10 protein-coding genes and 1 pseudogene are annotated in these 13,217 nt (G+C 66.6%); 5 read left to right on the top strand and 6 right to left on the bottom strand.

Translation table 11 applies throughout. From position 1 onward, the window contains the following. The first annotated feature begins 704 nt into the window (after positions 1-704). Positions 705-1,034, top strand: coding sequence for an Lsr2 family protein (locus AB0O15_RS45875; RefSeq protein WP_364333800.1), 330 nt, complete (start codon positions 705-707; stop codon positions 1,032-1,034). A 324-nt stretch (positions 1,035-1,358) separates the two neighbouring features. On the opposite strand, the gene AB0O15_RS45870 is transcribed toward AB0O15_RS45875, so the two are convergent. Continuing rightward, entirely contained in the window at positions 1,359-3,695 is a 2,337-nt protein-coding gene (locus AB0O15_RS45870; RefSeq protein ID WP_364333797.1) for a carboxypeptidase regulatory-like domain-containing protein, read from the bottom strand. Between the two features lie 493 nt (positions 3,696-4,188). Here AB0O15_RS45870 and AB0O15_RS45865 point away from each other — a divergent pair, with 493 nt between their 5' ends. Further along, positions 4,189-5,226: a hypothetical protein gene (locus AB0O15_RS45865; RefSeq protein WP_364333794.1), complete on the top strand. Its 1,038-nt coding sequence runs from the start codon at positions 4,189-4,191 to the stop codon at positions 5,224-5,226. A 167-nt stretch (positions 5,227-5,393) separates the two neighbouring features. On the opposite strand, the gene AB0O15_RS45860 is transcribed toward AB0O15_RS45865, so the two are convergent. Then, positions 5,394-6,110, bottom strand: coding sequence for a class I SAM-dependent methyltransferase (locus AB0O15_RS45860; protein WP_364333791.1), 717 nt, complete (start codon positions 6,108-6,110; stop codon positions 5,394-5,396). A 73-nt stretch (positions 6,111-6,183) separates the two neighbouring features. On the opposite strand from AB0O15_RS45860, the gene ilvY reads away from it, so the two are divergent. The 3 genes and pseudogenes from ilvY (at position 6,184) to AB0O15_RS45845 (ending at position 8,381) form a co-directional block, all read left to right on the top strand. Further along, positions 6,184-7,077 carry an HTH-type transcriptional activator IlvY gene (ilvY, locus tag AB0O15_RS45855; protein ID WP_364333788.1) on the top strand — a complete coding sequence of 298 codons (894 nt, stop codon included), beginning with the start codon at positions 6,184-6,186 and terminating at the stop codon, positions 7,075-7,077. Positions 7,078-7,630: 553 nt separating this feature from the next. Then, positions 7,631-7,819, top strand: a pseudogene (locus AB0O15_RS45850) (MerR family DNA-binding transcriptional regulator); the annotation flags it as partial. A gap of 118 nt (positions 7,820-7,937) precedes the next feature. Continuing rightward, positions 7,938-8,381, top strand: coding sequence for a cyclase family protein (locus AB0O15_RS45845; RefSeq protein ID WP_364333803.1), 444 nt, complete (start codon positions 7,938-7,940; stop codon positions 8,379-8,381). Positions 8,382-9,194: 813 nt separating this feature from the next. Here the strand turns inward: AB0O15_RS45845 and AB0O15_RS45840 are convergent. Genes AB0O15_RS45840 through AB0O15_RS45825 form a run of 4 tightly spaced genes read right to left on the bottom strand, consistent with a single transcriptional unit; the run spans position 9,195 to position 13,213 of the window. Next, positions 9,195-10,163, bottom strand: a complete 969-nt coding sequence (locus AB0O15_RS45840; protein ID WP_364333785.1) for a cyclase family protein — start codon at positions 10,161-10,163, stop codon at positions 9,195-9,197. Continuing rightward, the gene (locus tag AB0O15_RS45835) at positions 10,160-11,314 is read right to left on the bottom strand and encodes an alpha/beta fold hydrolase (protein ID WP_364333782.1); all 1,155 of its coding nucleotides are present in this window, start codon (positions 11,312-11,314) and stop codon (positions 10,160-10,162) included. The genes AB0O15_RS45840 and AB0O15_RS45835 overlap by 4 nt, the downstream gene beginning before the upstream one ends. Before the next feature lie 11 nt (positions 11,315-11,325). After that, positions 11,326-12,267, bottom strand: a complete 942-nt coding sequence (locus AB0O15_RS45830) for a fumarylacetoacetate hydrolase family protein (protein ID WP_364333779.1) — start codon at positions 12,265-12,267, stop codon at positions 11,326-11,328. Positions 12,268-12,274: 7 nt separating this feature from the next. Next, positions 12,275-13,213, bottom strand: coding sequence for a VOC family protein (locus AB0O15_RS45825; protein ID WP_364333776.1), 939 nt, complete (start codon positions 13,211-13,213; stop codon positions 12,275-12,277). Positions 13,214-13,217: the final 4 nt, after the last annotated feature.

Genomic DNA, 13,217 nt, shown 5'->3' with positions numbered 1-13,217 from the left:
GACTCCCGCTCCCGCCTGACCCGCAACCACCACCCGACCGTCACGGTCCACGATGCCGCATACCCACACCCAAATCAGGCACCTATCCAGTTACAACTGGACAACATCCTGTTCACTCAGGAACTGCATCGTCGATTCAACTCACACGGAATCTTCGCCGCTGCTTTCCATCCCGGGACCGTAGCAACCAATTTCGCATCAGATGCCGCAGGCTATATGAAACTCATGTACCAAAGCCGCCTTGGACGTTCCCTCATGACGCCCCCCCGACAAAGCCGCCGGGCAGCTTGTCTGGCTGGCCCATTCCAAAGCCGGCAAGGACTGGGAATCCGGCGCCTACTATCAGAAACGCAGACCTGTGACCATCAATCCGCAGATGCGCGACGCAAGGCTGGCCGAAAAATTGTGGGAATACTCTGGCCGACTACTCGCATAAGTCCCTGACGGAACGCGACCGCAGTGTCCTTATCTCGGCAAATCAGTGAGACGGGGCTGTGTGGTGAGCCGGCAGGGATTCCGCCGCTGTGAGGTTGTCTTGATCTTGATGCCGTTCCTGCGGTGAAGCTGTGGCTCGTGTGGAGGGGCGTCGTTGCCGATGTTCGGGCGCGTACGGCCCGGGATGGATGATCTAGGCTTTGCGGTGCGGCAGGCTGGTGGACGTGGCTCCAGGTTCTTGATGTTGGGTGAGGGAGTGGATGGTTTAGATGGCTCGTCAGACAATCACGGTGTTGACCGACGATCTCGATGGCGGGGACGCCGATCGGACGGTCGAGTTCGGGTTCGACGGGGTGACCTACACGATTGATCTGTCGGAAAAGAATGCCGGCAAGCTTCGCAAGGCGCTCGAGCCGTACCTGGCGGTCGCTGCCAAGGCCGGCCGTATCGCGGGACGGCGTGGTGCAGTCGGACCGTCGCGGGCGAGCAGCCGGGGCGAGAATCAGGCGATCCGGGAGTGGGCGACCAAGAATGGTTGGGCTGTCTCGGAGCGAGGCCGTATCCCGAGTTCCGTCGTCGAGGCATACAACAACCGCTGAGCATCGGAAGACATCCCGCGCGGCTGCGGTGGCCAGCAGGCCTGCGAGAACTCGGGCGACGGCACGACGAGCCTGGCTCATAGATCCTCCGCTTGAATCGACGGACTCCAATGTATCGAGTTGGTCGACCAGTTCGCGCGGCAGACCGTGGGTGTCGTGTCGTTCGCGGTAGACCCCGGCGGTCAGGAAGACCTGGGACAGCCGAAGAGAGCCCAACCTCCGCCGTGGCTGTGCCCAGCTCGTGCGTTCGTTGTAGGTTCTGGATCGAGGTCACGGTGGAATCGCGGCCGCCGCCTCGCGATGCTGGGCGGCGGCCGCGGCGGGTCACGATCCCACAGCGGCGGTGACCTCCAGCCCACCGGCCGGCATGACCGCCCGCACGCTGCCCTCACTGGTCACTCCGCCGGCGGTGTAGGTCGCGGACACGACCACGGTCTCGCCCTCGTACGCCCACAGCGTCAGCGTGCCGTCGGTGTCGGTCACCCCGCTGCCAGCGTACGTCTGGTAGGTGTACACAGGCCCGCCGGGCCACAGTGTCCGCGTGCCACTCGGCCGCCAGTTCATCGGCGCGTTCGTGACGACCGTGGCACCGGCGACGGGGTGACCGCCGGGGTCCGCGACGTGCACGGTCAGCCGCACCCGCCGGGGCAGCCTGATCGTCACGTCGGTGTCCTCGGTCAGCATCGTGGCGGTCCGCAGCCAGTACGGCGCGTAGTAGTCGATCCGGTCCGGCGAGACCACGTCGACGTCGACATGGCCACGCCGGACGGTCAGCGCGAAGGCACCGGCGGCATCGGTGGTGGTGCCGTTCACCCAGACGCCGGCGACCGGCGCCCCGTCCGCGTCGACTACGTGCCCGGTCAGATGGACCTTGGCGGGCGGGGTCACGACCAGCGTCACCTCGGTGTCGCCGACCACGGCGACCTTCGCGAGGCCGCCGGTGGCCGTCTCGCCATCGATCTCGTGAGTGGCCTGAAGCCCGGAAACCTGGCCCGGATAGGCCCACATGGTCGCCGACCCGTCGACGCCGGTCTTGGCCGAGGAAAACCCGGAGAGTTGGTCGAAGCCGGGCCCACCGGGCCACAGCGGCGCGTTGCCTCCGACGCCGTCCTGCGTGAAGACGTCAGCGCCTTCGACGGGCGTGCCCTGCGGGTCGACGACGTGCACGATCAGCCGGCTCGGACGCGGCAGCGTGATCGTGACCTCGGCGTCCTCCGACAGATCGGTCCAGGTCACCAGGTAGAGGTTGTTCTGATTCCCGGGCAGGTAGATCGAGATGCCGAGCTGTCCCGCCTTCGCCGTCACCGTGAACGCGCCGGCCGTGTCGGTGTTCGCCCAGATGTCTCGCACCCTGATGCTCGCGCCCGCGACCGGCTGCCCGTCGGCATCGACCACGTGCCCGGACAGCGTCGCCGTCGGCGCCGGCGCCGGCGCCACCACCGGCAGCGCGGTCAACGTCAGCGAGACGTCGGTATCACCGTCGAACTCCACGGCCGGCAGCGAGCCCCGGTAACTCCGGCCATCGGACTCGTACGACCCGGTCACCTCAGGGATCACTCCGGTGAACGTGCTCACGGTCAAGTCCCCGCCGGCGTCGGTGAAGCCGCCGTGCAGCCAGGGCATCACCGAGTAGGCCGGACCGCCGGACCACAGCGGGCCATCGGTGGGCGGCGCCGAACCCGGCTTCGCCTCGACGAACGCGCCGGCCAGGGGCGTGCCGTCCGGGTCGGTGACATGCACGGTCAGTTGCGCCGACCGGGGCAGGGTGATGTCGAGGTCCCGGTCCACGGTGAGCCCGACGGACGACGTCAGCATGGCCGGGTAATCGGGGATGTTGGACAGTTTTATCTTGTACGAACCGGCTCGGGCGGTCAGGGAGAACGTGCCATCCGTGCCGCTCACCGCCGACGCCCCGAAGGTGTTGCTCCAGATCTCCACCAGCGCGCCGGCGACCGGCTGCCCACCGGCGTCGGCGATCCGGCCGGACAGTGTCGCCATCACGACCGGCGCCACCGTCAGCGCCACCGTGCAGCTCAGCTGCCGGTCGCCCGTGTCGCGCGGGCACGAGTCCTGCCCCGCGCCGCCGTCAACGTAGTCGTTGCCGGCGCCGCCGCTGAGGTTGTCGTCGCCGTTCTCGCCGCGCACCGCGTCGTCGCCCGCGCCGCCGGACACCGAGTCGTTGCCGTTGCCACCGGTCAGCGTGTTCGGTCCGCCGTTGCCGGTGAGCGTGTCGGCGCCGGACCCACCGACGGCGTTCTCGACGTCCCCGCCGGCCGTGTCCTGCTCGCCGGCCGCGCCGTCGCCCGCCTTGCCGTCGAGCACGACCGTGACGGCGCTCGTGTGGTCCGCGTACGAGACCGTGTCGAGACCCGCACCGCCCAGCATGACGTCGGCGCCCGCACCCCCGAGGAGGGTGTCGGCGCCCGCGCCGCCGTCCAGCACGTCGTTCCCGCCGTTGCCGTGCAGCACGTCGTTGCCGCCCAGCCCGCAGATCACGTCGGCGCGCGAGGTGCCGTTGAGCCGGTCGTTGCCCTTGGTACCGATGATCGTGCAGCGCTTGCCGTTCGCATTGGCGGGAGGAGCGGCGGAGGCCGGTGCAGCGGCGAGGCCGAGCATGGACAGGGCGGTGAGACCCGAGGCGAGAATGATCCGTTTACGCACGGATTGTGAGATCGGCGGCACGCGCGGCGACTTGAGGCTAACCAGAGGTTGATCGTCAGTCCCACCGGTGAGGGTTAGGTATCAGGCGGACGCACGCTGGAAGACGCTGACCGACTCGTGGGGTGCCAGTCCTTGACCTGGATTTCAACCATGCATCGTGGTTGCAGCCCCTGAACCGCGAGGATGTCTGTTCGTTCCAGCCCGTCACGCGTCAAGGCGGCGGCCCAGCCGAGCCGTGCGAAGACTCAACAGACCCAATGATAACCCGCGGACTTCGTCATCTTGTTGTCGGCGACCGAAACACTGTGGCATGCCCGATGGTTGCTGCGTTCGGTTGGAACAACTGAATTCTGCGCGATCTCGCCGGCGCGGATGAGCCGCGGGCCCAACCCACCGTCCAGCCTGAACGGGCCACCGCGCACTTATCAGCGGCAGATCCGTGCGCTTCAGAAGAAGGGGCCTTCGATAAGTTCGCTCCGTCTAGGATGGCCGAATGGTTCATGGAAACGCCGATGCAAACAAGGACGTTCAAACCCCGGCATCTGGCCAAATCGGGGAAGCGGCGATCCTCACGGGAAGGCGGGGATGGTTCTCGGCACTGATTACAGCTACGGCGGTAGCTTTGACTGCCCCGCTATCTGTTCCAGCCTTTGCCGTAGGCGCACTGATTCGGGGTGCGACGCTTCCTTGGCTGAGACGCAAGTTTAGTAAATACTCGGGAAAGGGTAGGTATGTAAATGCTGAGCTGGCTAGCACCATTGTAACCATTCCCGCAGTGGGGATCATCGGGTCATTCGGCATAAGCTGGGCGTTCTATCTGCTTGCTAAAGCGGATTCTGTAAAGCAATTACCTGGCGACTACAGCCCACTTCAGGACTGGCGAATGGTCCTCGCCGGGACAGGCTTGCTATCTCTCGGACTGCTTATCAGTCTTTTTCGCTCTGTAGCAGGTCACCGGTCTGGCGTAAAGCCGCTGCCATTTGAAGAGGACGTTACCCCATCGGAAGGCGTCTCTGAGCTGCACAAATGGAGGATGGGTCACAAGAGGTTTTTCATGCCAACAACATTCGTCTTCTCGGCGAGTCGCGCTGACGAATGTCTGGCCAAACCATTGGCCTCACAAAGGGCGCCTGGCGTGCTAGAAGTATTAACGGCGGGCGCGACATCTGCCAAGGATGTCGCTCAGATAGCTATCACTTCCACCTTCGCCACACTGTGGATACTCGCGTACGGGCAGCCGGCATGGTTTGCGGGCTTAGGAGCTCTCGCTACTGCGGCAGCTTTGATTGGAAAGTTTATAATCGACTCGTACTTCTCGTTCTTCGACCAGATGAGGCTTGGTCGACGCGCTAACCGTCTTGGAGCGCTTATCTTCGGAAGAGAAAGTTCGTCCTTGCCCACTGGGACCGCCATTGCGAACTTGACCGATCGCATCGAAGACCTCACATCTGCCGTCGAGAGGATCGAAAATACCCTGGCGGAAAGAGAGCGGGACCGTGGATGGCTCCGGCGATGGCTTCAACACAAGTAAAGCGTTGACCTGACATCTATGCGGTATCCTGTCATCGGCACGAGCGTGCGTCGGGCCGCTCCCGAGGTAAGTTGCGCTCGGTGAAGGCCGACCGCCGGCCGGCCCGCGCGGTCAGCGGCAAATGAGTACACCGGAAAGCGAGCTCGCCGCCTCTGCACCCGCCGCGGTCATCGGCGTCTGCAGAGGAATTCGGCGTGCGTGGCCGAGGGTAATGTCCGGGAAACGGTGTCCAGGCCTGCCCGGTCCAGCATGCCCTCCACGATCCAGGCGTAAGTGGAGAACTCCTCGCGTACGTGCATCTCGAAGTCAGCTTTCGTGAAGCCCTCACCCGCTGGCCGGCCCGCGGTGTCGATCCACCGTTGCACCTGCTCCGCGGCCTCGGCCGGTGGAAAGGAGACGATGGCGTCTCGCAGGTAGAAGGTGCCGCCCGGGCGAAGCGTAGCCGCGGCGTTGAGCAGCGCTTGTTGCTTCCAGAAGTCCGGCAGCTGGTGAAGTGCTGACCGGGTGGTCACCACGTCCGCGGGCCGGGCGGCGTGTGCGTAGTCCAGGAACCCGGCCCGGTGCCAGTACGCCGTGACGTCGGCCCGCTCAGCCCGGGCCTGGGCGAAGGCGAGCATCTGCTCGGAGATGTCAACGCCGTGTGCGTGTGCTCCCCGGCGGGCCGCCTGAACCACGAGCGAGCCTGTGCCGCAGGCCAGATCGATCAGAAGTGTGTCCTGGGCAACGCCGAGGCGATCGAGCAGTGCGTCGTCGGCGTCCGGGTCGGTGCCCTGGTTGCGGTCGTAAACGGCCACCGCGGCCGGGCTGCCCAGATCGACCCCGACCGGGGAATACTCCTTGAACAACCATGGGGGACGGGCGTGTGTCGTGTCGCTTCGAGGCATTGCCCATTCCTATGGTCCGGGGCATCGTGCGGCAACCGCAACATGTGCAGCGCAGCGTTTCGAGAGGTGAAAGATGCAGGACCGCGACCTGTACCGATTGTTCCTGCACCTCTGCGCATCGTTGAGCTTCACCCGGACTGCGGAAGACTGTCACGTCAGCCCGGCCACCATGTCGCGTGCCGTCCAACGGCTGGAAGCAGCCACTGGGCACCGGCTGCTCGATCGTGGTCCACACGGCGTGGCGCTCACCGAACAGGGCCACCGATTCCGCGGTTACGCCGCCCAGGCTCTGCAGCTATGGGAAAGCTACCGCGGTGACGAACTGACCAATGATCACATCACTGGTAGCCTGCGCGTATTCGCTTCCGTCACGGCATGTCAAAGCCTGCTGCCCGACTTGCTCGCGCCCATCCGTGACGCCCATCCGGGCGTGCAGATCTGCATCCGAACGGGTGACGCCGCCGCCGCCCTCGCGTTCCTGGACGACGGCGAGGCTGATCTCGCCGTCGCAGTCCTGCCGTCCCGAATCCCGGCCACTCTGCTCGCACGCCCCGTGGCCCGCACTCCACTCGTCCTCGTCCGGACTCGTCCATCACCATCCGGCACCGAGCCCCTCGCCTTCCATGATCGGTTCGTGCTTCCCCGAGGCGGTCTCGTCCGCGACGCAGCGAACCGGTGGTTCCGTCGCATCGGAGCCACACCGCACATCGCCGCCGAGGCCGACGGACACGAAGCCCTGCTCACCCTGGTCACCCTCGGCTACGGCACCGGCATCGTTCCCGACCTCGTCCTGCGACACGGCAACGTCCGGAACCGGCTGCACACCGTCTCCGCACCATCCAGCCCCGGCGAACTCAACATCGGCGTGTGCGTTCGACGTGCGGACCTCCACCGCCCACTGGTCGCCGCCGCATGGGCGGTCACGGGACACGACCAACTCAGCACGACGCCGAAGTACGAGGCTTAACCGCCGGGACTTACTAAGTGCACTGTCATCGGCATGTCCGTGCGTCAGCCGCTCACCTCACTGTCACGCTGGGTAGCGCTCGGATCGCGGCATGAGAGTGCGCGATCGGTTGGCTCACGGAGGAGCCAGTGTGAATTTCTGAAGTCACGCTTCGCGCAATCTCGGCAGTGGCCCGCGGCGTTGAAATAACTGCGCGCACTCACCATGTGCTGACGCGTGAGTTTCAAGCATCTGAAGGGCGCCATTCAGCGCGACCCCCCTGAAGCCATACCCGAATGCGAGTATGACTTGCTTGACAGGCGCCCGTTGCCTAAGAGGGTCGGCCGGCCAAGCACGGGCAGAGTACCTACTCTTCACGGATAACTAGCTTGTACAAGAGCACGCCGGAAATGCTAGATGACCACGTGTCGTCAGAGGCAGCGGGTCATAGCAGGCACCCCCATGCAATGCCGCTGTTTCACGGCCAAACCCTTCAGCTTCATGGATGATAGGGGCATGGAGCAGCCGCCGAACGTAGGGTATTCTTGGACGATTATCGTCAACTGGCTGAACGAAAACTGCCCTGGCGCACCGCCGCTACTCGCGTCACCAGTTGCGCCTCGCCGCGCGGGCCCGCGAGATGGTCGGCCAAGGTGTCGCTCTGGAAGCCGCCTGCCGCATCATCATTCTCGAGGACCAACTCCAGGAAGCCCTCCAGCAGAACCCGAACCACCAGCGCCCACGGCAAGCGGAAGCTGCCTGATCCCGCCGCTTCCACGGTCCTTTCCCATCGAGAAAGGACCGTGTCGACGGTGTAGGGCACGCCGCCGAGGAGTAAGGGTGACGACCGTTGTGCCGCCGGAGCGCCAGAACTCGGGCAGATAGATCACGGCGACCCAGCCCAAGGCCAGGTACACCGGCACCCCACCCCCTGCTGGTCCGCGACGCGACCACCCGGCCCCTGCCGCTACCGGCCAACCGGCCAACCGGGATGCTACGACACCGTCGATTCCACCCACATCGACGCGCTGGGCCACGTCAACATCGACGGCCGGGTCTATCCGGGCGTGCCGGTCGACGAGGCGATCTCCGGCGGGACCGTTCGCCGCGGCTCGTCGACGCCGTTCACGACCGGCGTGACCACCCGCGGTGTACTGCTCGACCTCGCACCAGAAGGCGCCCTCGACGCCCGGCGCCAGGTTACCGCCGCCGACCTGGAAGAGGCCGAACAGCGAGGCGGCGTACGCGTCGAGTCCGGCGACGCCCTCGTCGTCCGCGGCGGCTGGACGATCTCCGCGGAGCCGCCAGCTCGCTGCCCACGATGACGCTCGACGCCATTAATTGGATGGCGAACCGCGAAGTGTCCCTTTATGCGGGCGATACCTGCGATCGTCCGCCTGTGCCCCCGCGGCCCGACGCCGCACCGGCCCGACCCGTACGCCGCCCGGCGTCCATGCACACGGTCGCGCTGGGCCGGCTCGGCATGCCGTTGATCGATCGCGCCGAGGTCGACGAGCTGGCCCGTGCCTGCCGCGAGTTGTCCGGCTACAGCTTCCTATTCGTCCTGGGCACGATCCCCGTAGCCGGACGCGACCGGCCTACCGGTCAACCCCATGGCAATCTTCTAGGTGGGCAGCTCGATCACCGCGGCTCTGCTCGTACCCTTCGGCCGGACCCGCACCGATATCGTCTCCCGCCTGCACACGTTCGGCGCACCTGGCTCGCACGTCATGATGGCCGTGTCAGGCGGTCCGGTAGATGTTGGCGGACGGCTACTTACGTTTGACCGGCGCCGCTCCTGCCTTGCCAGGTGGGCTGTCTCGCCTGGGTGGTAGCCGCTCCGCGCAGTGTGTCATGCATCACTGTCGGGTACTGTGTCTTTTCTCGGGTGTGAGCTGCCCACTCTTGCGCTGCCGAAACGCGGACCCAACGCGTACCGAGACGCGGCCCCACGGTGAAGCTCCGGCCCTGGCGGCCCGCTGCGGTATTCGGCGGCCCCGGGTAAACCGCAGCCGGCACGGCCCACCTGCTGGTCAACGGTCAGGGTGCCCGCGCCCGTGGTCCAGGTCGGTCCATCATCAGGCGCTACTGCGGCGGCCTACGACGAGCCCGGGTCGCCGCCACGACGTTCCGGCCGATCACTTGACCGCGATCGGGTTGACCGGCGAACCTACTGCGCCGGTGATCGGCAGCGGGGCGGCGGTGAGCCAGAATTCGTAGGTTTCGTCGGCGGCGCAGTCGGCGGCGAGAACGTCCAGGTCCCACATCTCACCGAGGAACAGGCCGATGTGCGGGATGGCGACCTGGTGCAACGGCTGGAATGCCTCGTCGAACTCGTTGGGCCGTACCTCGAAGCCCCAGGTATCGGTGGCGATGGCCGCGATCTCGGTGTGGTGCAGCCAGCCCGCGGTGGCGAACGACAGGCCCGGAGCGGGACCGCCGGCGTAGTCACCCCACCCGTCGCGGCGGGCGCGGGCCAGTTGGCCGGTGCGGACGAGCACGATGTCGCCGCGGCCGACGGCCGACGACGTGCCTTGCCGTTCGACGGTCGCCTGCAGGTGTTCGGTGGTGATGGCGAAAGCGTCGGGCAGTTCGCCGTCGCCGATTGCCCGGCCGACATCCAGCAGGACCGCCCGGCCAGCGATGACGCCGGCGACGGTTTCGATGCCGGTGACCGCGTCGCCGAGGCTGGTCACCACATCGCCGGCGGGCCGGCCGTTGTAGGCCATGCCGTGGTCGAAAATGTGGCCGAGCCCGTCCCATTGGGTGGAGCACTGCAGCGGCATGGTGATCATGTCGTCGGCGCCGCCGAGGCCGTGCGGGAAGCCTTGGATGCCGGCGGCCGCGTCGGTTCCGGTGTCCAGCATGGTGTGTACCGGGTTGTTGCGCCGGCGCCAGCCTTTTTGCGGTCCGTTCATGTCGAACGACTGGGACAGCGAGAACGACACCCCGCGACGCACGAGCGCCGCGCCTTGCCTGCGCTTGTCGGGCGTCAGGAAATTCATCGTGCCGCGTACGTCGTCGGCACCCCACCGCCCCCAGTTGGAGCACCGCTTCGCCGCGTCGGCGATCGCGGCATCCGGGTCGGTCCGGTCCAGGCCCGTCACGACATCTCCCGGAACGTGTCGGCGATCCAGTCGGCGATGAAGACGCTCACGTGCGAGAGGTGGTCGAGGCCGATGTGCTCGGCGCCGCCCTCGGCCGCGGTGAAGATCCGTAGCTCCCGCTTCGGGCTGTTGACCGCCTGCTCGTACGAGCGATGCGCGTACGCCGCCGGGATCTGCCGGTCGTTCTCCCCGTGCGCGATGAGAAACGGCACGGTGATCTGTTCGACAACGCCGTCGAGGTGGACCGCGTCGGCCTTGCTGATGAAGGCGTCGATGTCGCTCTCGCCCCATACCCACAACACGTGGTCCCAGTAGTGCGGCACCGGATTCTCGCCTTCGCGCTCGATGCGGCGTCTCTGCACGGCCCCCCAGTTGTGGTTGGCGCCCCATGCGACGCACAGCGCCAGGCGCTTCTCGAACGCGGCGGCGCGGGGGGCGTAGTAGCCGCCCAGCGACCAGCCGACAAGTCCGATCTGGGTGTTGTCGACGTCGTCGCGTGCGGCGAGGTAGTCGACGCAGGCTGCTGCCCAGTCCTCGGTTTCGACGCGCGCTGTCAGACCCTGCAGGCGCAGCGCTTCGCCACTTCCCGGGCAGTCGACCATCAGCGTGGAGATGCCCCGGGTCGCGAGTTCCTGGGCGAAGTTCGAGGCGTACATGTGCTCCTTGGTGGAGTCCAGACCGTTCCACATGACGATGCAGGGCGTCCGATGGTCGCCGGTCGACGCGTCGGTGTAGTAGGCGGGCAGCGTCGAACCTTCGAACGGCACCGCGACTCGGGTGGTCGCCGGGTCGATCAGGTCGAACACCTTCTGCTGCAGTTCCAGGCACCGCTGGTAGACGGTGTTGCGGCCGGGCGCGTGGGCGCTCTGCATCCGCTCGGCCTGAGCGAGGTAGTTGGCCGCTCGCTGGTATTTCTGACCGGCAGCGCGACGGTGGCCGCCCTTCTCGTCGGCCACGGCCCGTACGGTCAGGTCGTCGGCTACCGCCGTCCAGGACGCCATGAACTCGGCGGTGCCGACGTCGGAGCCCCGTGCCGCCAGGTCGCGGATCGGGCGGCACGCACGGTCGACCTCGTTGATGAGTCCGCCGCTGTTCAACGTCGCGACGACGCTCAGGTTCCACACGTAATTGCCCGGGAAGTACTCGAACATGGCTGTGTCCTTCAGTCGTGGTCCGATACGTGCAGCCTGGCCTTGCCGTGGTCGCGTCGGCGAACGGGCGGCAGGGCCGGTGCGGGCACCGCCGAGGTGACCCGGTTGGTGAGGCTGCCGATGCCTTGCACGGTCAGCGTGACGACGTCACCGTCACGCAGCGGTGGCGGATCCTGCTTGCCGTTGCGGCCCCACAGTTCGGCGAGGCAGCCGCCGTTACCGACGGTGCCGGAGCCAAGCACGTCTCCGGCGACGAGGCGGCTGTCGCGTGACGCGTACGAGATCAGGCTCTCGAACGTCCAGCCCATGTTCGACAGCAGGTCCCGGCCGATCTCCACGCCGTTGACGCTCGCGGTGCACCACAGGTCGAGGAAGCCCTCGCTGTCGCGGTGCGGTTCCAGCTCATCCGCGGTGACCAGCCACGGGCCTAGTGTGCCGGCGAAGTCCTTGCCCTTGGCCGGGCCGAGGTTGACCTGCATCTCGCGGCGCTGCAGGTCACGGGCCGACCAGTCGTTGAAGATCGTGTATCCGAAGATCTTTCCGTCGGCGCCGAGAACGGCGGCGACCTCGAGCTCGAAGTCGCGGGCTGTCGACGCGGCCGGGAACGGCACGTCGTCGTCAGGGCCGAAGATCGTGTGCGGGTTGGTGAAGTAGAAGGTGGGGGCGTCGTACCAGGCGTCGGGGACGCCGACGCCGTCGATGCTGCGACGTACGCCTTGGACGTGCTCCTCGAATGCGACGAAGTCACGGATCGAGGCGGGTTTCAGCGGTGCGCGTAAGCGCACGCTTTCGAGGGGTACGCCGGTGCCGAGCGCGCTCCTGGGCACCGCGTCGAGGCCGATCTCGGCCACGGCTCGGACGTCGAGGGCCGGGTCGGTGAACGGGCGGACCACCCCCTCCTCCACGAGCCCGGCGCGCTCTTCACCCGCGTACGAGAAGGTGGCGATCTTCATGGTTGGCTCAGACCGGCGGGGCGACGAAGACGCCGCGGTCGGGGTCGTTGAAGGACTTCTTGGCGACGAATTCGCTCATCGGGTTGGCCGTGCCCCACTGGTCGGTGACCATCGGGTCGGAGAAGTCGTACAGGTGTGGGTGCCAGGTGTCCTCGTCGAGCTGTTCGAGCTCGGTGGTGTATTCGATGGTGTTGCCGTGCGGGTCGAGGAAGTAGCTGAAGGTGTTGTTTCCGGCCATGTGCCGTCCGGGGCCCCACACCTTCTCGACGCCGGCGCGCAGTAGTCGGCCGGTGCCGCGCATATATTCGTCGATGCCGCGCATTTCGAATGACGCGTGGTGCAGCGAGACGAAGGGGCCGCGGGAGATCGCCAGGCTGTGGTGGTAGCGGTTGGTGCGCAGGAACCACATCACCTCGCCCCTGTGCGGTGAGTGCAGGGTGTCGGACAGCCCGAAGTCCAGGTGCCGCTGGTAGAAGGCGACCGTGGCCTCCGGGTTCGGCGAGTTGATCACGATGTGTGAGAGCTTGACCGGCACTGACTCGCCGGCCTCGACCTTGCGGTGTGCGCGGACCGCGACGTCGCAGGACACCTCGACCGTGCGGCCGTCGTTGTCGAAGAACCGGAAGCCGTAGCCGCCGCCGGGGGTCTGCATCTTGCCGGGCTCGGTGACCAGCCGGACCCCGTCGCGGCCGAGGCGTTCGGCGATCGCGTCGACGTCGGCCGGGTTCGCGGCGCCGAAGGCGATCAGGTCCAAACGCTTCTCGTCGGCCTTGCGGAGCCGCACCGAATACTGCTCGGGTGAGCCGGCCGCGGCCAGGAAGGCTAGACCGTCGTCGGTGGTCTCGGTGGTGAGTCCCCACATGGTGGTGTAGAAGTCGAGCTGTTTGTCGTAGTCCGGGACGGCCAGGTCGACGTGGCGCAGGTGGGTGATCAGTCGTTCGTTCATCGTG

The sequence above is a fragment of the Actinoplanes sp. NPDC089786 genome, from assembly GCF_040684855.1.
Lineage (GTDB): Bacteria > Actinomycetota > Actinomycetes > Mycobacteriales > Micromonosporaceae > Actinoplanes.
The sequence above is the reverse complement of the archived record's forward strand: the minus strand, read 5'-3'. Positions and strand labels throughout refer to the sequence as shown.